Annotated in this window: 19 protein-coding genes; 10 read left to right on the top strand and 9 right to left on the bottom strand. The window is 58.2% G+C overall.

From position 1 onward, the window contains the following. Nucleotides 1–24: 24 nt before the first annotated feature. Nucleotides 25–1,431 carry a type I glutamate--ammonia ligase gene (gene glnA / locus J7394_RS14585; RefSeq protein WP_209253988.1) on the bottom strand — a complete coding sequence of 469 codons (1,407 nt, stop codon included), beginning with the start codon at nt 1,429–1,431 and terminating at the stop codon, nt 25–27. Nucleotides 1,432–1,464: 33 nt separating this feature from the next. Continuing rightward, on the bottom strand, nt 1,465–1,803 hold the full coding sequence (locus J7394_RS14580) for a P-II family nitrogen regulator (protein ID WP_170325301.1): 339 nt from the start codon (nt 1,801–1,803) through the stop codon (nt 1,465–1,467). Nucleotides 1,804–1,972: 169 nt separating this feature from the next. On the opposite strand from J7394_RS14580, the gene J7394_RS14575 reads away from it, so the two are divergent. The 3 genes from J7394_RS14575 to tig all read left to right on the top strand — a co-directional run bounded on the left by J7394_RS14575 (nt 1,973) and on the right by tig (nt 5,665). Beyond that, entirely contained in the window at nt 1,973–3,616 is a 1,644-nt protein-coding gene (locus J7394_RS14575; RefSeq protein ID WP_209253986.1) for an NAD(P)H-hydrate dehydratase, read from the top strand. 404 nt (nt 3,617–4,020) lie between these two features. Next, complete coding sequence (locus J7394_RS23040) at nt 4,021–4,149, top strand: hypothetical protein (RefSeq protein WP_256439835.1); 129 nt, start codon at nt 4,021–4,023, stop codon at nt 4,147–4,149. 184 nt (nt 4,150–4,333) lie between these two features. Continuing rightward, nucleotides 4,334–5,665, top strand: coding sequence for a trigger factor (tig, locus tag J7394_RS14570; protein WP_170466111.1), 1,332 nt, complete (start codon nt 4,334–4,336; stop codon nt 5,663–5,665). Between the two features lie 95 nt (nt 5,666–5,760). Here the strand turns inward: tig and J7394_RS14565 are convergent, their stop codons facing one another. The 6 genes from J7394_RS14565 to rpsF form a co-directional block, all read right to left on the bottom strand. Further along, the gene (locus tag J7394_RS14565) at nt 5,761–6,615 is read right to left on the bottom strand and encodes an acyl-homoserine-lactone synthase (RefSeq protein WP_209253984.1); all 855 of its coding nucleotides are present in this window, start codon (nt 6,613–6,615) and stop codon (nt 5,761–5,763) included. Between the two features lie 107 nt (nt 6,616–6,722). Then, nucleotides 6,723–7,424 carry an autoinducer binding domain-containing protein gene (locus tag J7394_RS14560; RefSeq protein ID WP_209253982.1) on the bottom strand — a complete coding sequence of 234 codons (702 nt, stop codon included), beginning with the start codon at nt 7,422–7,424 and terminating at the stop codon, nt 6,723–6,725. A 220-nt stretch (nt 7,425–7,644) separates the two neighbouring features. Further along, complete coding sequence (locus tag J7394_RS14555; RefSeq protein ID WP_209253980.1) at nt 7,645–8,130, bottom strand: lytic transglycosylase domain-containing protein; 486 nt, start codon at nt 8,128–8,130, stop codon at nt 7,645–7,647. Nucleotides 8,131–8,279: 149 nt separating this feature from the next. Further along, entirely contained in the window at nt 8,280–8,900 is a 621-nt protein-coding gene (gene rplI / locus J7394_RS14550; RefSeq protein WP_170640804.1) for a 50S ribosomal protein L9, read from the bottom strand. A 12-nt stretch (nt 8,901–8,912) separates the two neighbouring features. Further along, nucleotides 8,913–9,140 (bottom strand): 30S ribosomal protein S18, encoded by a 228-nt coding sequence (rpsR, locus tag J7394_RS14545; protein WP_005608650.1) that lies wholly within the window; start codon nt 9,138–9,140, stop codon nt 8,913–8,915. Between the two features lie 27 nt (nt 9,141–9,167). After that, entirely contained in the window at nt 9,168–9,521 is a 354-nt protein-coding gene (rpsF, locus tag J7394_RS14540; RefSeq protein WP_068332653.1) for a 30S ribosomal protein S6, read from the bottom strand. Nucleotides 9,522–9,805: 284 nt separating this feature from the next. Here rpsF and J7394_RS14535 point away from each other — a divergent pair, with 284 nt between their 5' ends. Together J7394_RS14535 and J7394_RS14530 are read left to right on the top strand one after the other, a co-directional pair. Beyond that, a complete protein-coding gene (locus J7394_RS14535; RefSeq protein WP_209253978.1) occupies nt 9,806–10,324 on the top strand; it encodes a hypothetical protein in 519 nt (172 codons plus the stop codon). Between the two features lie 130 nt (nt 10,325–10,454). After that, nucleotides 10,455–11,027 (top strand): YceI family protein, encoded by a 573-nt coding sequence (locus J7394_RS14530; RefSeq protein WP_209253976.1) that lies wholly within the window; start codon nt 10,455–10,457, stop codon nt 11,025–11,027. A 60-nt stretch (nt 11,028–11,087) separates the two neighbouring features. Here J7394_RS14530 and J7394_RS14525 read toward each other — a convergent pair whose 3' ends face one another. Continuing rightward, nucleotides 11,088–12,314 (bottom strand): cytochrome b/b6 domain-containing protein, encoded by a 1,227-nt coding sequence (locus J7394_RS14525; protein ID WP_209253974.1) that lies wholly within the window; start codon nt 12,312–12,314, stop codon nt 11,088–11,090. 174 nt (nt 12,315–12,488) lie between these two features. Between J7394_RS14525 and fabD the strand changes: the two genes are divergently transcribed. The 5 genes from fabD to J7394_RS14500 all read left to right on the top strand — a co-directional run bounded on the left by fabD (nt 12,489) and on the right by J7394_RS14500 (nt 16,197). After that, nucleotides 12,489–13,427, top strand: coding sequence for an ACP S-malonyltransferase (gene fabD / locus J7394_RS14520; protein WP_209253972.1), 939 nt, complete (start codon nt 12,489–12,491; stop codon nt 13,425–13,427). Nucleotides 13,428–13,469: 42 nt separating this feature from the next. Further along, on the top strand, nt 13,470–14,207 hold the full coding sequence (fabG, locus tag J7394_RS14515; protein WP_170374037.1) for a 3-oxoacyl-[acyl-carrier-protein] reductase: 738 nt from the start codon (nt 13,470–13,472) through the stop codon (nt 14,205–14,207). A 209-nt stretch (nt 14,208–14,416) separates the two neighbouring features. Beyond that, nucleotides 14,417–14,650, top strand: coding sequence for an acyl carrier protein (locus tag J7394_RS14510; protein WP_008756330.1), 234 nt, complete (start codon nt 14,417–14,419; stop codon nt 14,648–14,650). A 139-nt stretch (nt 14,651–14,789) separates the two neighbouring features. Beyond that, a complete protein-coding gene (locus tag J7394_RS14505) occupies nt 14,790–15,329 on the top strand; it encodes a GNAT family N-acetyltransferase (RefSeq protein WP_209253970.1) in 540 nt (179 codons plus the stop codon). A 124-nt stretch (nt 15,330–15,453) separates the two neighbouring features. After that, a complete protein-coding gene (locus J7394_RS14500) occupies nt 15,454–16,197 on the top strand; it encodes a HisA/HisF-related TIM barrel protein (protein WP_209253968.1) in 744 nt (247 codons plus the stop codon). The last annotated feature ends 154 nt before the right edge of the window (nt 16,198–16,351 follow it).

Here is a 16,351-nt window from a genome sequence, read left to right as displayed (position 1 = left end):
TGGAATGGTAGGTCTGCAACCGGCTTAGCAGCTGTAGTACATGCCGTATTCTACCGGGTGCGGTGTGTGCTCGTAGGTTTCGACCTCTTCCATCTTCAGTGCGATGTAGCCGTCGATCTGGTCTTTGGTGAACACGTCGCCCTGCAGCAGGAAGTCGTGATCGGATGCCAGAGCTTCCAGAGCCTCACGCAGCGAGCCGCAAACGGTCGGGATGTCGGCCAGTTCTTCAGCAGGCAGATCGTACAGGTTCTTGTCCATGGCTTCGCCCGGATCGATCTTGTTCTTGATGCCGTCCAGACCAGCCATAAGCAGCGCAGCAAACGCCAGGTAGGGGTTCGCAGCTGGGTCAGGGAAGCGAGCCTCGACGCGCTTGGCTTTCGGGCTTTCGGTCCACGGAATACGGACACAACCCGAACGGTTACGGGCCGAGTAGGCGCGCAGAACAGGTGCTTCGAAGCCCGGGATCAGTCGCTTGTAGCTGTTGGTCGACGGGTTGGTGAAGGCGTTCAGAGTCTTCGCGTGCTTCAGAACACCGCCGATGAAGTACAGCGCTTCGTCCGACAGGTCGGCGTATTTGTCGCCGGCGAACAGAGGCTTGCCGTCTTTCCAGATCGACATGTTCACGTGCATACCGGTGCCGTTGTCACCTGCGATCGGCTTCGGCATGAAGGTGGCCGACTTGCCATAGGCGTGCGCAACGTTGTGGATGACGTATTTGTACTTCTGCAGCTCGTCGGCTTGCTTGGTCAGGCTGTCAAAGATCAAGCCCAGCTCATGCTGACAGGACGCAACCTCGTGGTGGTGCTTGTCCACTTTCATGCCCAGACGCTTCATGGTCGACAGCATTTCCGAACGCAGGTCTTGTGCTTCGTCAACCGGGTTCACGGGGAAGTAGCCGCCCTTGACGCCCGGACGATGGCCCATGTTGCCCATCTCGTACTCGGTGTCGGTGTTCCACGACGCGTCGGTCGCATCAACTTCGTAGGATACTTTGTTGATGCTGTTCGAGAAACGGACGTCGTCGAACAGGAAGAATTCAGCTTCGGGGCCCATGTAGGCCACATCACCGATGCCCGAGGCTTTCAGGTAAGCTTCGGCTTTCTGGGCGGTGCCGCGCGGGTCACGCTCATAGGCTTCGCCGGTGTCGGGCTCAACAACCGAGCAGTGAACGCAGATGGTTTTTTCCGCGTAGAACGGGTCGACATAGGCGCTTTCGGTGTCGGGCATCAGTTTCATGTCCGACGCTTCGATCGACTTCCAGCCCGCAATGGACGAACCATCGAACATGAAGCCTTCTTCCAGGAAGTCTTCATCGACCTGGTCGGCCATGATGGTCACGTGCTGAAGCTTGCCGCGCGGGTCGGTGAAACGGATGTCGACGTACTCTGCGCCTTCGTCCTTGATCAGCTGAAGAACTGCGTCCTTGCTCATTCTCTTGTTTCCTCTGAGTTGAAGATGGGTGTGTTACAGGGCTTCCGAACCGGTCTCGCCGGTACGGATGCGAATGGCTTGCTCGACGGGCGAGACAAAGATCTTGCCGTCACCGATCTTGTCGGTTTTCGCGGCCGAGACGATGGCTTCGATCGCGGCGTCAACCTGATCGTCGTCCAATACGACCTCAACTTTTACTTTGGGCAGAAAGTCGACGACATATTCCGCGCCGCGATACAGCTCGGTGTGACCCTTCTGGCGGCCAAAGCCTTTGACTTCGATCACGCTGAGACCCTGGACACCAACGTCCTGCAGTGCCTCTTTCACTTCGTCCAGTTTGAACGGCTTGATGATCGCTTCGATCTTTTTCATTCCGGCTCACCTTGCATGGTTGTCTGAGGTGCAGTGATCACGTCTAAAGGGATGCAGCAATCCGATTGCGCGCTTCGGCGTGATCTGGTGCATTGAAAGAAGGCGCATGGTCAAATTTTGATCGGTTTGCACAAAAAGTAATCGAAATTGAATCGCGTGAGGATTTGAGATGGTTGATTTGCTGACGGCTGCGCAGATGGGTGCGCTGGAACGGGCGGCCATCGACTCGGGCGAGGTGACCGGGCTGGAGCTGATGGAGCGCGCGGGTCAGGGCGTTGTGGACGCGATCTTCGAGGAATGGCCAGAGCTGAGGGATCGAGGGGCCAGCCCCTCGAGCTCCCCGGGATATTTAGAGCCAGATGAAGAGGGTCCCTTGCGTGCCTTGGTTCTGTGCGGACCCGGGAACAATGGGGGTGATGGGTTTGTGGTGGCACGGCTGCTTCGGCAACTGGGCTGGGTGGTTGAGGTGGTCTTGTTTGGCGACCCTTTGAAACTGCCTGAAGACGCGCGGACGAATTATGAGCGGTGGGGTGGACCAACACGCGCGAAGGCGGATTTGGGGGATGAGGACTTGCGCCATCCGGATGTGTCGATTGATGCGTTGTTTGGGACAGGGTTGGCGCGGCCAATCGACGATCCTGCGCTTTGGGAGCTCCTTTGGGCGCATGATGATGCCGCAGATGCCAGGGCTTTGCGGCGGCAGGGGCGCGGTACAGATATCGTGCCGCCGCGAACGGTTGCGATTGATCTACCCTCGGGGCTGTGTTCTGATTCAGGAGAGGTTTTGGGTGGTGCGTTTCCTGCGCATGGCCGGCGCTGTGCCCGCTCGGCCCTGACGGTCTCGTTTCACTCGCGAAAGCTTGGGCATGTTCTGGGGGACGGGGCGTCCTATTGCGGGAAGTTGGTCGTCAAGGATATCGGGCTAAGGGTCGAGCCAAGCGCGCCCGAAGTGGTGACGGCGGTTCGGCAGCCGTATGGCGAGGAGTTGGGGAAGGGGGCGCCGGGCCACAAATACGCGCATGGGCATGCTTTGATCCTGACGGGCGGTTTTGGAATAACCGGAGCCGCGCGACTGTCGGGTCGCGGGGCGTTACGGATTGGGGCAGGGTTGGTGACATTGGGTGTGCCGCCCTCGGCGCAGATGGAGGTGGCCTGTCAGATCACGGCCCTGATGATGAAACGGGTCGAAGGGGGCGATGATCTGCGCGACATTCTAAAGGATCATCGACTTAACGCTTTGTGTCTTGGCCCTGGGCTGGGCGTTGAACGAGCGGCGGATCTGGTACCTGTTGCCTTCGCTGCGCAGCGCGCAACGGTGTTGGACGCGGACGCGCTAACGGCATTTTCCGAAGACCCTTCGGCCTTGTTCGGTCAGCTGCATGAAGGCTGTGTTCTGACGCCTCACGGCGGCGAATTTGCGCGGCTGTTTCCTGATATTGCCGAGAAGCTCTCGGCCCCACCGACCCGAGGTCCGGCGTTCTCCAAGGTTGATGCAACGCGTGAGGCTGCAAAGCGCGCCGGCTGTGTCGTGCTGTTCAAGGGGCCAGATACGGTGATTGCCGCCCCTGACGGGCGGTGTTCGGTTCATTCGGCGCAGTATGAGCGCGCGGCCCCTTGGCTGGCGACGGCTGGGTCCGGGGATGTGTTGGCCGGTTTCATCACCGGGCTATTGGCTCGGGGGTTCGACGCGATGAGCGCGGCGGAAACGGCGGCATGGCTTCATGTGGAATGCGCGCGCCGATTTGGTGCCGGATTAATTGCTGAAGATCTGCCTGAGGTCTTGCCAGAGGTGTTGAGAGACATGAGTTTGTGATGGTGTTGGTACGATTGCGGTCGAAACCGGAGCCTGGATGTGAAGTCCCGAGAAGTCGGGGTGGCGGCTCTGCGCGTTCTGTCGGCGGCTTGGTCCTGCGCCTTGTGCGGCCCAATGGCAAGCTCTCGAGTATGACTTCTTCTGGGGCGGCCGAAACGGATTTCTATTATGCTCGGACGGTCCTTTGATCTGACTCCGACGAGAAAACTGGGGCTTTCGCTATTGGGGGGGGGTGATGGGATTTCAAGCGGCACCAAGGTTGGCGCTTTCACCAACACCCTTTGCGGCGGCCGTTACATGCGTCTTCGTAACGATACACGTGACATCAACGGGTTCAGCGCCGCAATCGCTTGGAAGGCTCTGATTTCAAAACCTGCGGGTCGAGCACAAAAGCATGAGGCATTGTGGTCTTACAGCGGATCTACCTGATCAATACTGATGTCTACCTGAAATATCGCGATCGCGATTTCGAGGATGGCACCTCGTTTGACAACAACGACGCCTGGGTTTTGGGCGCGCGCTGGCAGTTCTGATCAGCGATAGGTGTTTCACAAAACGCTCCGGTTCCAGCTGGGGCGTTTTTTTGCTGTTGAAGACGGTAAAACCGGGGTGATCCGGGCATTGCCCCCTTGCACGTGGGCGGCTGGGCAAATAGAAGGCGTCAAATTTGCCCGGCGCGCCGTTTTGCGCGCCCCGAATCCTATGGGGACTACCATAATGCAGGTTACCGAGACGCTGAACGAAGGTCTGAAACGCGGCTACAACATCGTTGTGACCGCAGCCGAGCTGGACGATAAGGTCAACGAGAAACTGACCGAAGCGCAGCCCGAAGTAGAGATGAAGGGTTTCCGCAAAGGCAAAGTGCCGATGGCGTTGCTGAAAAAGCAGTTTGGTCAGCGTCTGCTGGGCGAAGCCATGCAGGAAACCATCGACGGTGCGATGAACAAACACTTTGAGGACAGCGGCGACCGCCCTGCGCTGCAGCCCGAGGTCAAGATGACTAACGAGGACTGGAAAGAAGGCGACGATGTCGAGGTCGCGATGTCCTATGAGGCGCTGCCGGAAATCCCGGAAGTTGATCTGAAATCAGTCGAGCTGGAAAAGCTGGTTGTCAAAGCAGACGACGCAGCCGTCGAAGAAGCGCTGAACAATCTGGCTGAAACCGCGCAGGACTTCAAAGCGCGTCGCAAAGGTTCGAAAGCCAAAGACGGCGACCAGATCGTGTTCGACTTTGTCGGCAAGGTAGATGGTGAAGAATTCGAAGGTGGCTCGGCCGAGGACTACCCGCTGGTTCTGGGCTCGAACAGCTTCATCCCTGGCTTCGAAGAGCAACTGGTTGGCGTGAAAGCCGAGGAAGAAAAAGACGTCAACGTCACCTTCCCCGAGGAATACGGTGCCGAGCATCTGGCCGGCAAAGACGCTGTTTTCACTTGCACCATCAAAGAAGTGAAAGAGCCGGTTGCAGCCGAGATCAACGACGAGCTGGCAACCAAATTTGGCGCCGAGGATCTGGAAGCTCTGAAGGGCCAGATATCCGAGCGTCTGGAAGCCGAATATGCCGGTGCCGCGCGCGCTGTCATGAAGCGTGGCCTGCTCGACGCGCTGGACACCAAAGTGTCGTTCGACCTGCCTCCGTCGCTGGTTGAAGCCGAAGCCAAGCAAATCGCACACCAGCTGTTCCACGATGAAAACCCGGATGTGGAAGGTCACGACCACGGCGAGATCGAGCCTTCGGATGAGCACAACAAACTGGCCGAACGCCGTGTGCGTCTGGGCCTGCTGCTGGCAGAGCTGGGTCAGAAGGCTGAGGTCGAAGTCACCGATGCCGAGATGACTCAGGCGATCATGAACCAGGCGCGTCAATACCCGGGTCAGGAGCGTCAGTTCTTCGAGTTCGTTCAGCAGAACGCACAGATGCAGCAGCAACTGCGCGCACCGATCTTCGAAGACAAGGTCGTCGACTACGTGTTCGAACTGGCTCAGGTCTCTGACAAAGAAGTCAGCAAAGACGATCTGCAAAAAGCCGTTGAGGCACTGGAAGAGGAATAATCCTCTTCCCACCCTTTCGGGGGCGCAAAAAAGAAGCGGAGCCGCCTGATCAGGGCGACTCCGCTAGGGTGGCTTTGTACTATGAGGTGAGGGGGTCAGGCCTCATGAGCAAAAGCACGGGGGGTATGTAGCAGGGCGGTCTTCTGCTCTGGCGTGAAAGTGTCTGTGAGCGTTTCGATCAGCCGCAGAACGTCTTGCCGTTCGGCCTCGGTCCGCGCTGCGTTCATCTGCTCCACAAAGTACTTCTCCAGCTCTGTGAGCGGCTTGTGGTCGCGATTTGCAGGGCTCTGATCAAGCTGCTTCTTGCTGTTGAACAGCTCAAGCGCCTTGTCTTCTTCCAGGAAAACATCAGTTGTGATGCCGGCAAAGTCCCGAATGGCGTCGATGCGTTCATCGGTGCAATCCAGCAGGGCGGCAAGGGCTGAAACTTTGCCCATCGGAACGGTTTTACCCACATAGTCGTACGGCGCACAGTTCGAGCGTTTCAGCACCCGATCCATGATCGGATCAATCACGGTGATGATGTCCTGGATACCGGCGTTCTTCGCGTATTCCAGCGAGCCGATCATCAGCTCACAGGTCGCGTAAGAGACTGAGTTCTTGTCTTTGCCACGGTTCAGTCGCTGGGTGTCGACGCAGAAGCGGGTCGATTCCCACATGGTCGCGCTGCGGATCGGAGGTTCGCCATCCAGAATGGCCGAGAACACGTCCGACAACATGTGCGGTCCGGTGGTCTGCAGGGCACGCACGGCTGCGACGACATTCCCCCCGTCGTCGAGTCCAATTACGTATGCAGGATCCAAGTGATCGAACTCATCGATCTCTTTGCCGTCTTCGATTTTGACGTCCCAGCCCAGGCGTTCGCCGAAAACGCGCGCGCGCAGTTCAAACATTTCGTCTAGAACGTCGCTGAATTGGTGTCTGTTCAGCCCATCTACTACGATGATCATTGTTTCCCCCTTCGAGTGGTTGTTCGGTAAACTGATCGTTACCTGTTTGAAGGGAGATTTCTATTGGGGGTTTCCCGTATTTTGGCCGAATTGTGTGATTTTTGTGTTTATCCCGGGGTGATAAGCCCGATCGCGATCGCCCGCCCTACGGCCTGAGGCGTCGTCAAAGCACTGAGTTTTTCGCGGCTGGAGCGCAGGTGAACCTCAACGGTGCGGTGCGAGATCGAAAGGATGTCGCCGATATCCTGCTGTGACTTCCCGGCCGCGACCCATTGGAGGATCTCGGCCTCACGGGTCGATAGGTTGGGATGATAGAGGGCACCAGTCAGCTCATCCGAGGTCACCACGTTGTCATGAATATGCACGGCCATGGACTGCAGATCGCTGATCACATGGGTATAAAGCTTTCGCCATTCTTCCTTGGAGCAATCCCGCGTCGCACTCAGGAACCCGATATCCCCGTAAGGGCCGCGAACTGGTATCGTAACCCCTTGATTGGAAAGGCCAAAATCATGTGCATCGCGGAATACGCGTTGGAAGTCGGGGCTGCGTTCCAGGCGGCTCCAATCAACGGGGGCGATGCTGCGCTTTGCCATGTGAAGTGTCGGGTCAATCATGACCAGACCCTGTTTCTGGTAATGCTCGTTCCAGGCATCATCATAGGTCACGAAGCCGGCAACCGTGCCAGCCGCGGGGTTCATCCCGGCATAGGCGGCGTGATCCATATCGTGTTTTTCGCACACCTGCTTCAGAAACTCGGTGTACCGAGTTTCCGAGTCCGGCAGAGTGCTCAGATCAACGATCTCCATCTTTCGCCTACGACCTGCGGCTTATCTTGAAATCCGGTGGTGTGGCCGGACTTGCAATTTACCTAGAGTGGAACCCAACTTACCTCACGGCAATCAGGACATCACATAATTCAAAACATGACAAGTCAATGCAGGAAATGTCTAAGCTCTTGGCGTGTTGTTTCGGGCTCTAGAGCATTTTTGTCACTATTTCGCCCAAACTGCTAACAGCGCTCAGGGCCTAGGGTGCGGGCCGCAGCCCTGTTTCGACAAGCATGCCACGTGCCTTCGCTTCGGGGTAAAAGCCTTTGGCGTAAAGGAAAATCGCGCGTTGTTGATCTCCGTCCGCCAATAACCACGCGCCGCGCAGGTACTTTCCAGCGAACTCAAGATTGGTGTCGGCATCCAGCAACCCTTGTGCGCTGCCGCTGTATCCCATCGAACGGGCCGTGGCTGGCAGGATCTGCAAAAGCCCGTAATACGGCCGGTTTACAGCCCATGGCCGATGCGTGCTTTCACGGATCGCAAGTTTGTGGACCAGCTCTCGGGGGAGTTCGTAGTGATCGGCCCATTTGTTGATCGACGCCCTCAGTTCGGGCGTTTCGTTGGGGTAAAGCGGCGGATCGAAGGGATCAGGGTCACCGCGTGAAACCTCGGCACCGCTGCACGCGGCGAGGGCAGACAGGGCAAGGAAAGCGATGATGCTGCGACGAGAGAATAGGGCCATCAAACTACTCCGAACTTCAGGCGGCGATCATATGGATCACGGGTCTTGTCGCAACCTTAGCTTTAAAGTTTGGCTGAATTTTGCTGGTTCCGATACGAAAAAGGGCCGCGCGAGTGGCGCAGCCCTTCAATCTTGTTGCGTCAGCCAGATCAGGCTTTGGCTTCGTCTTCGTCCGCCGGAGCGGCCTCGGGTGCCAGATCTTCGTCTTCCGACGCGGCCGAGCCGATGTCGTCAAACAGTTCGGCGATTTCGAATTCAGCAGCGGCTTCTTCTTCAGCAGCCAGTTCCTGAATCGATTTGCCCGATGCCTGCAGTTCGGCTTCTTCTTCCGAACGAGCGACGTTCATCTTGATCTCGACTTCAACCTCGGGGTGCAGGCGAACTGCAACCGCGTGCAGGCCCAGTTCTTTGATCGGAGCGACCAGAACGACCTGTTTCTTGTCGACGGTGAAGCCTGCTTCGGTCGCAGCGTCTGCGGCGTCACGCGGGGTGACCGAACCGTACAGAGCACCCGCATCCGATGCCGAGCGAATCACGATGAACTGCTGACCGTCCAGCTTTTCAGCCAGGGCTTCAGCTTCTTTCTTGGTTTCCAGGTTGCGCGCTTCCAGCTGTGCTTTCTGGGCTTCGAACGACGCGATGTTGGCGTTCGACGCGCTCAGGGCTTTGCCTTGGGGCAGCAGGAAGTTGCGGGCGTAGCCGGGCTTAACGTCAACGACGTCGCCCATTTGACCCAGTTTCGCAACGCGTTCCAGAAGGATAACTTGCATGTCAGTCTCTCCTTACTTCACAGCGTAGGGCAGCAGGGCGAGGAAGCGGGCGCGCTTGATAGCACGGGCCAGTTCACGCTGCTTTTTCGCCGAAACGGCGGTGATGCGCGAAGGTACAATCTTGCCACGCTCAGAGATGTAGCGCTGCAGCAGACGGGTGTCTTTGTAGTCGATTTTCGGCGCGTTCTCACCCGAGAACGGGCAGACCTTGCGGCGGCGGAAAAATGGTTTTGCGGCCATGGTTTATGTCCTTTCGTCAGGCGTTGATCAGCGGCGCTCGCGGCGGCCTTCGCGCTCATCGCGCTTCTGCATCTGAACCGAGGGGCCCTCGGCATGCTCGTCGACCTTGATGGTCAGAACGCGCATAACGTCGTCATGCAGGCGCATCAGGCGTTCCATTTCCTGAACCGCACCCGAGGGGGCATCGGTTTTCAAGAAGGCGTAGTGGCCCTTGCGGTTCTTGTTGATCTTGTAAGCCATCGTCTTGACGCCCCAGTACTCGCTTTCGACGACGTTGCCGCCGTTGTCAGCCAGAACGGTGCCGAAATGTTCGACAAGGCTTTCTGCCTGCGCGTTGGACAGATCCTGACGCGCGATCATTACATGCTCATACAGTGGCATGTGCACTCCTGTTTATATCAAGGCGCATTTCAAAGGCGGGGCCATCTGGTCCTTCGCGACCCTGCCACGAGAGGCTGCGCGATTCATATCTCCTGCGAAGGATGGCCTCGTATACACGTTTGAGCGGGCGGGGCAAGCCCTGCCACATATGCCTCTGTGAAGTCGCCCAATTTCCACTGCTGCGCCCAATTCCTGACGCTTTTCGCCCCGAAGTTGATAAGCAACCCGGAAATAACCGGATAGCACAGACTTACGACGGTAACCTTAATAAGGGTATGGATGTTATGACCGCGATTCAGACAAATACGCTCGAAAATCAAGCGACGGGCACGAGCTTTGAGCACTCCGTTCCGGTCATGATCACGTTCAAAGCGAACTGGCAAGCGCGGCTGGTTCTGGCGCGCGCCGTCGGAGCCTTCCTGATCGTTTCCGCCTTTTCGATGTGGCTGATGCCCGGTTCGATGTTGGGAGCCGAGGTTTGGCCGATCAAAATGGTCGCATCGATGGTGTTTTTGATCGTTGGCGTAAGCCTGTTGACGATCGAAGTGATGGACAGCCGCCCGGATGCCTATTTTGATCCGATCCGCCGCGAGGTACGCGTGCTGCAGAAGAATGAAAACGGACGCCCTCAGACCGTTCTGCGTCGCAGCTATGACAGCCTGGGTGGTGCAAAGTTCGAGGATGACGAGGTGCAGCTGTTCGATGTTGACGGCAGCCTGCTGATGAAACTGCCACTGCAATCGGCGGATGTCAGCCGAGCGCTGAAGGGGCAACTCAGCCAAAGTGTAACAATTTTCGCCTGAGATTTATTCTGTTCAACCAAGCACAGAAATTGTGAATCAAAAAGACTTGTGTGCTGCCCTTAGGCAGCACATTTTTGTTTCCGAGCAAACGCACTATGTTTGCATATAGTCCACAAACCCGGAGACAGTCATGAAATCCACCCTCCTTGCTGCCGCGCTTGCCCTTACGGCAACCACTGCTTTCGCCAGCGCCGAAAAATACGTTCTGGACTCTAGCCACAGCCAGGTGCTTTTCAGCTACGATCACCTTGGTTTCTCGACCACTTACGGCATGTTCTCGGGCTTTGAAGGCGAGATCATTTTCGATCAGGAAGACCCCGCCGCGTCGAGCGTTTCGGTCTCCATGCCGGTTTTAGAGATGTTCACAGGCTGGAAGCCGCGTGAAGATCACTTCATGACCGAGGATTTCTTTGGCGCCGCCGAAGGGGACCTGATTACGTTCACCTCGACCTCGATCGAAGTGACTGGCGAAAACACCGCAAACATCACCGGTGACCTGACCATGAACGGCGTTACCAAATCGGTCGTTCTGGATGCCAAGCTGAACAAGGCTGACAACCACCCGATGGCAAACAAGCCCTGGGCCGGCTTCGACGCAACAACGACGCTGGTGCGCAGCGAGTTCGACCTTGGCCAGTTCGCGCCCTTCGTCAGTGATGAAGTTCAGGTGCAGATCTCGGTCGAGGCTCAGAAAGCCGAGTAAATCTGCGCTGATCCTTTGGATCACAACCGCCGGGGGCCAAAACCCCCGGCGGTTTCTTTTTTATTCAGAACGTTTCGCCGTCAGGTCAACGGAAACCGTAACGTTGAAGCCCAGAGACTCTTCGGTCGGTTGGGATGTGCCCACATCGAACGCCATGCGGTTCAGCTCCAATGTGCCGGACATGGTTGCGGTATCGTCCTCGAGCTGCAGTGAGAAGGGTAGTATGACGTCCACCGATTTGTCTCGGATGGTCAGGGGGCCTCGGGCCTCGTAGCCTGTATCTGTTTTGAACAGGTCAGCTTTGAACTGGGCCGTTGGGAATTGCGCGCTGTCGAAGAAATCAGCGCCCATGGCTTGGTCCGTGACTGTCCCGAGGCTGAGCGAAGCGATGGCGATGGTCACATCCACCGATCCCGCAGGGCCCGGTTGGGCGGGTTCTTCAAACGCGATTGCGGCCGTCCATTCGCCGAAGCTCCCGGTGACTGGGCTGCCCAACTGAGAGATGGTGATCGACAGGGTGCCCTCTTCGACGTTCCAGTCGGATTGCACATCGCCAAGCTCGGCCGCGTCCACGGCGCCTTTTGCGTGATCCTCGAACACTCCGATGGACCAGCCACCGACCAGAACGGCGCCCCAGATGGCCAAAGCTGCAAATGCAGGTACGGGTGAGTGGTGCTGGGCCGGAGGCTCGGACGCATCAGCGTGTCCCGGCAGCATCCGCCGCAGGGTGCTGTCCTTGTCCACGACATGATGTTTCAGCGCGCCCGCGATGTGCAGCGCCAGCGACCCGGCAAGAACCCAGATGAACAGCCAATGCAGGTTTGCCGTCACCTCGGACAAATAGAGGGATTTGGGCACGAAGGGCAGGTTTTGGCCGAAGGGCCACCAGATGGGCGCAAAGCCTTCGGTCGCGGCGTGGTGAATCCAGCCGGTCAGGGGTACCAGAACAAGCGAAGCATAGAGCATCCAGTGAACGGTCTCGGCCGCGAAGGCCTCGGGTTTATTGTCGGCATTCAGCAGGGCGGGTTTGGTTTGGGTCAGCGCCCAAAGGATACGCGCCAGCGCCACGAAGAACACGGTGACCCCGATCGTTTTATGCAGGGAAAACAACGTTGCGGCCCGCGCGATATCGGATTCGCTGGTCGGGATGTTCGGGTCGTAGATGGCATGCGCCAGATCATTGGCAAACCAGCCCAAGGGCAGGGCGGTCAGGATCAGCAGGGCGGTCAACCAGTGGAAGGTTTTGGTCACGCTGCCATAGGTGGAATAGGTATTGGTCGAGGGCATCTCTTGCACGCTCCGGATTCGATTGGCTGTCTTGAACCTAAAGCCAGACGGATTTGGCACAAGCCCGACCCGCGCACAGATATGGTGCCCGAATGCAGAGCGCAGGCCCTACTTGTGCCGCGTCCTCACACGGTTTACACCCCGCCGCAACCTAACGTCATCCAAGAGGTTGCAATGACACGCGCGTTCGTTTTCCCAGGGCAGGGTGCCCAGACCATCGGCATGGGCAAGGCTCTGGCCGAGGCATACCCGGCGGCTCAGGCCATTTTTGACGAGGTGGACGACGCGCTTGGCGAAAAGCTAAGCCAGCTGATCTGGGAAGGCGATATTGCCGATCTGACCCTGACACAGAACGCACAACCGGCGCTGATGGCGACCTCGATGGCGGCGATGCGCTCGCTTGAGGCCGAAGGCGTCTCGGTCACCGATGCCGCTTTTGTGGCCGGGCATTCATTGGGTGAGTATTCCGCACTTGCTGCAGCTGGTGCGTTGTCGGTGGCCGATACCGCACGTCTGTTGCGGACCCGTGGACAAGCCATGCAAAGCGCCGTGCCGGTGGGCGAAGGTGCGATGGCTGCGATCTTGGGGCTGGATCTTGATGCCGTGCGCTCTGTGGCTGAAGAGGCCGCGCAGGGTGAGGTTTGTCAGGCGGCCAATGACAACGACCCGACTCAGGTTGTGGTGTCCGGCGCAAAAGCTGCCGTGGAACGCGCGGCTGAGATTGCCAAAGAAAGGGGCGCAAAGCGTGCGGTTATGCTGCCAGTCAGCGCTCCGTTCCATTGCGCGCTGATGCAACCCGCTGCGGATGTGATGGCCGAGGCACTGGCCGCCGTTGAGATCAAGGCACCGGCCATTCCTCTGATCGCCAATGTGCGGGCCGAGGCGGTCACAGACCCCGATTTGATCCGCCAATTGCTGGTCGAGCAGGTCACAGGATCGGTCCGCTGGCGGGAAAGCGTGCAATACATGGCGGCGCAGGGTGTCACCGAGACATGGGAAATTGGCGCGGGTAAGGCTCTGTCGGGTATGATCCGCAAAATTGACCGGGCAATTGCAGGCAAGGCCGTTGGTACGCCCGAGGATGTTCAAAAGGCCGTTCGGGCCGAATCGTAAGCATAGAACGCGGCCTTCGGGGCGCCTCACGAGGGAAATAGAATGTTTGATTTGACAGGTAAGAACGCGCTTATCACCGGCGCTTCGGGTGGTATCGGAGGCGATATCGCACGGGCTCTGCACGGCGCGGGTGCCTCGGTCGGTCTGTCCGGCACGCGGGTTGAACCGCTGCAGAAACTGGCCGACGAACTGGGCGAACGCGCCCACGTGCTGCCGTGCAACCTGAGCGATTCCGAAGCCGTCGAAGCCCTGCCGAAACAGGCAGCTGAGGCGATGGGTTCGGTCGATATCCTGGTCAACAACGCGGGTATCACACGTGACAACCTGTTCATGCGCATGTCTGACGAGGAATGGCAGAGCGTCATTGACGTCAACATGACCTCGACCATGAAGCTGTGCAAAGGCGTGATCCGCGGCATGATGAAGGCGCGCTGGGGCCGGATCGTGAATGTCTCGTCCGTGGTTGCAGCGATCGGCAATCCGGGGCAAGCGAACTATGCGGCCTCAAAGGCAGGGATGATCGGGTTCTCGAAAGCGTTGGCGCATGAGGTCGCAACGCGTGGGATTACGGTGAACGCAGTGGCCCCTGGCTTTATCACTACGGCGATGACGGAAAAGCTGACGGACGAGCAGAAAAAAGGTTTGTTGCTGAAAGTTCCGGCCGGTCGCATGGGTGACCCTGAGGAAATCGCGGCCGCTGTTCTGTACCTGTCCAGCCCCGAGGCCGGATACGTGACCGGAACAACCTTGCATGTGAACGGCGGCATGGCCATGTTGTGACCGCAATCAAGGCGGTGCGAAAGCGTTTGCCTTGTGCGTCGACTATGCTATAGGCGGCGCATCCATGCTGGGGTCGGTCGTTGCGGTCGGCCCTCAACTTTCCCGGACAGCCGGGAGCCAAACCGCCCGGAACGGGCAAACCAAGTCCATCCCGAGCGGGCAAGGGCAGAACCGGGCGGATCGCCCTGAAGAAAGAATGAGGAATAGACATGAGCGACGTCGCAGATCGCGTGAAGAAGATCGTTGTTGAACACCTGGGTGTTGAAGAAGACAAAGTAGCGGAAAACGCTTCGTTCATCGACGACCTGGGCGCAGACAGCCTGGACACCGTTGAACTGGTCATGGCCTTCGAAGAAGAGTTCGGCATCGAGATCCCCGATGACGCAGCCGAGACCATCCAGACCTTTGGCGACGCCGTCAAATTCATCAGCGAAGCGTCCTAAGCGTATCGTATTGATAGAAAAGCGGCGCTTCCGGGCAACGGAGGCGCCGCTTTTTTGTGCCTGCATTAAATTCAGGGTTGCACAAGGCGATTTCGATTCGCACTGTTTCCACTGAGGCACAATTCAAGGTGGGCAGGACATGATAAGATCCACCCCAATGATAAACACGGCGCGTCTGACACTCTGTGCGATGCGCCCTGAGGATTTTGAACGGTTCGCCGAGATCTGGCGCGACCCGTGTGTGACGCGTCATATTGGTGGAACCCCGCGGTCGCGCGGTGAGGCATGGGACTCGTTTCTGCGCAATGCAGGGCATTGGCAGATGGCCGGGTTCGGGCAATGGGGCGTATTGCAGCAATCGAATCGCAAGCTGATCGGACAGGCCGGGTTCTTCTATGGAAACCGTGCGATGGGTGAGGATTTTGACACTTATCCCGAGGCCGGTTGGGTTCTGGCCCCCGAAGCACAGGGGCTGGGTTTGGGATATGAGGCCGCTCAGGCCGCCCATGACTGGTTTGATCGGATTATGCCGGGCCGATTGGTGGCGATGGTGAACGCAGCCAACGCCTCGTCACAGAAGCTGGCGAAAAAGCTGGGTTATGTCGTGATGCGCGAGGCCGAGTACAACGGCACAGCGGTCCATCTACTGCGTCGCAACGGCCCTCCGGCACGGGCGTGATTCCGCCAGCGTGCTGCGATGCCGCAAAAAGACCAAACAATGCCGATCCTGGTTGCAGCACTCAACGCAGTAACAGGCTATGTTAGTCTGAGACTTTAGCGCGATTGGGCGGAGGAGAAAGCTCATGAGAATCTATCCCACAATGGAACTTCAGAACGGTCGCTGCGTCACCTTGGACAAAGGGCGTCTGGAGGACGCGATGATCTGGCATGTGAACCCGGTCGAAACCGCGCGCGGTTGGGCCGAGGCCGGGGCCGAGTGGATGCATCTGACAGATTTCGACGCTGTTGAAGGCCGTGATACCAACCATGAACTGGTGGAAGAGATCATTCGGTCGGCCGAGATCCCCGTGCAATTGGCCGGTGGTATGCGTAACCGCGAGCAGGTTGAATACTGGATCGACAAGGGCGCGGGCCGCGTTGTGATCGGGACGCTTGCGGCACGGGACCCTAATCTGGTGAAGGAGCTGGCGAAGCTCTACCCGGATCAGATCGTTCTTGCGGTGGATGTCTGGCAGGGGTTTGTCATGACCGACGGCTGGCGCAGCCAAAGCGCGTTCACAGCCGAGGCGTTCATTGATGCCTTTGACGGCACGCCTTTCGCAGCTATCGTTGTGACCGATATCGACAGTGACATGGAAGACGTCGAGGCGCAGCTGGGCCTGATCTCGGGCCTCGCGCAGCATTCGCGGACGCCCGTCATTGCCAGCGGTGTGGTGCGGACTGCGGACGATATCTCGCGTCTGTCCTACATCCCGAACATCGCGGGCGCGATTGTCGGTCGGGCCTTGTTCCGGAAAACAGTCGATCTGTCCGAAGTTTTGGGCGTTGCGGCCGCGGCACGTGAGCCTGTAGCGCAGTTCCAGTAGCGGAACCAAAATTGAAAACCCTCGCGCCCTCCAATTTTGGAAGGGCGCGAGAAATCGACAGGCGCAGGATCGCCCAAAATCAAGCTGAAACCGCAAGATGCAGACGGGGAATGGAGCGTGGCCCTTGCCCCCGCACCCCGGGCCGGGGTATGAG

The organism is Ruegeria sp. R13_0 (assembly GCF_017743995.1).
Classification (GTDB): Bacteria; Pseudomonadota; Alphaproteobacteria; order Rhodobacterales; family Rhodobacteraceae; genus Ruegeria.
The sequence above is the reverse complement of the archived record's forward strand: the minus strand, read 5'-3'. Positions and strand labels throughout refer to the sequence as shown.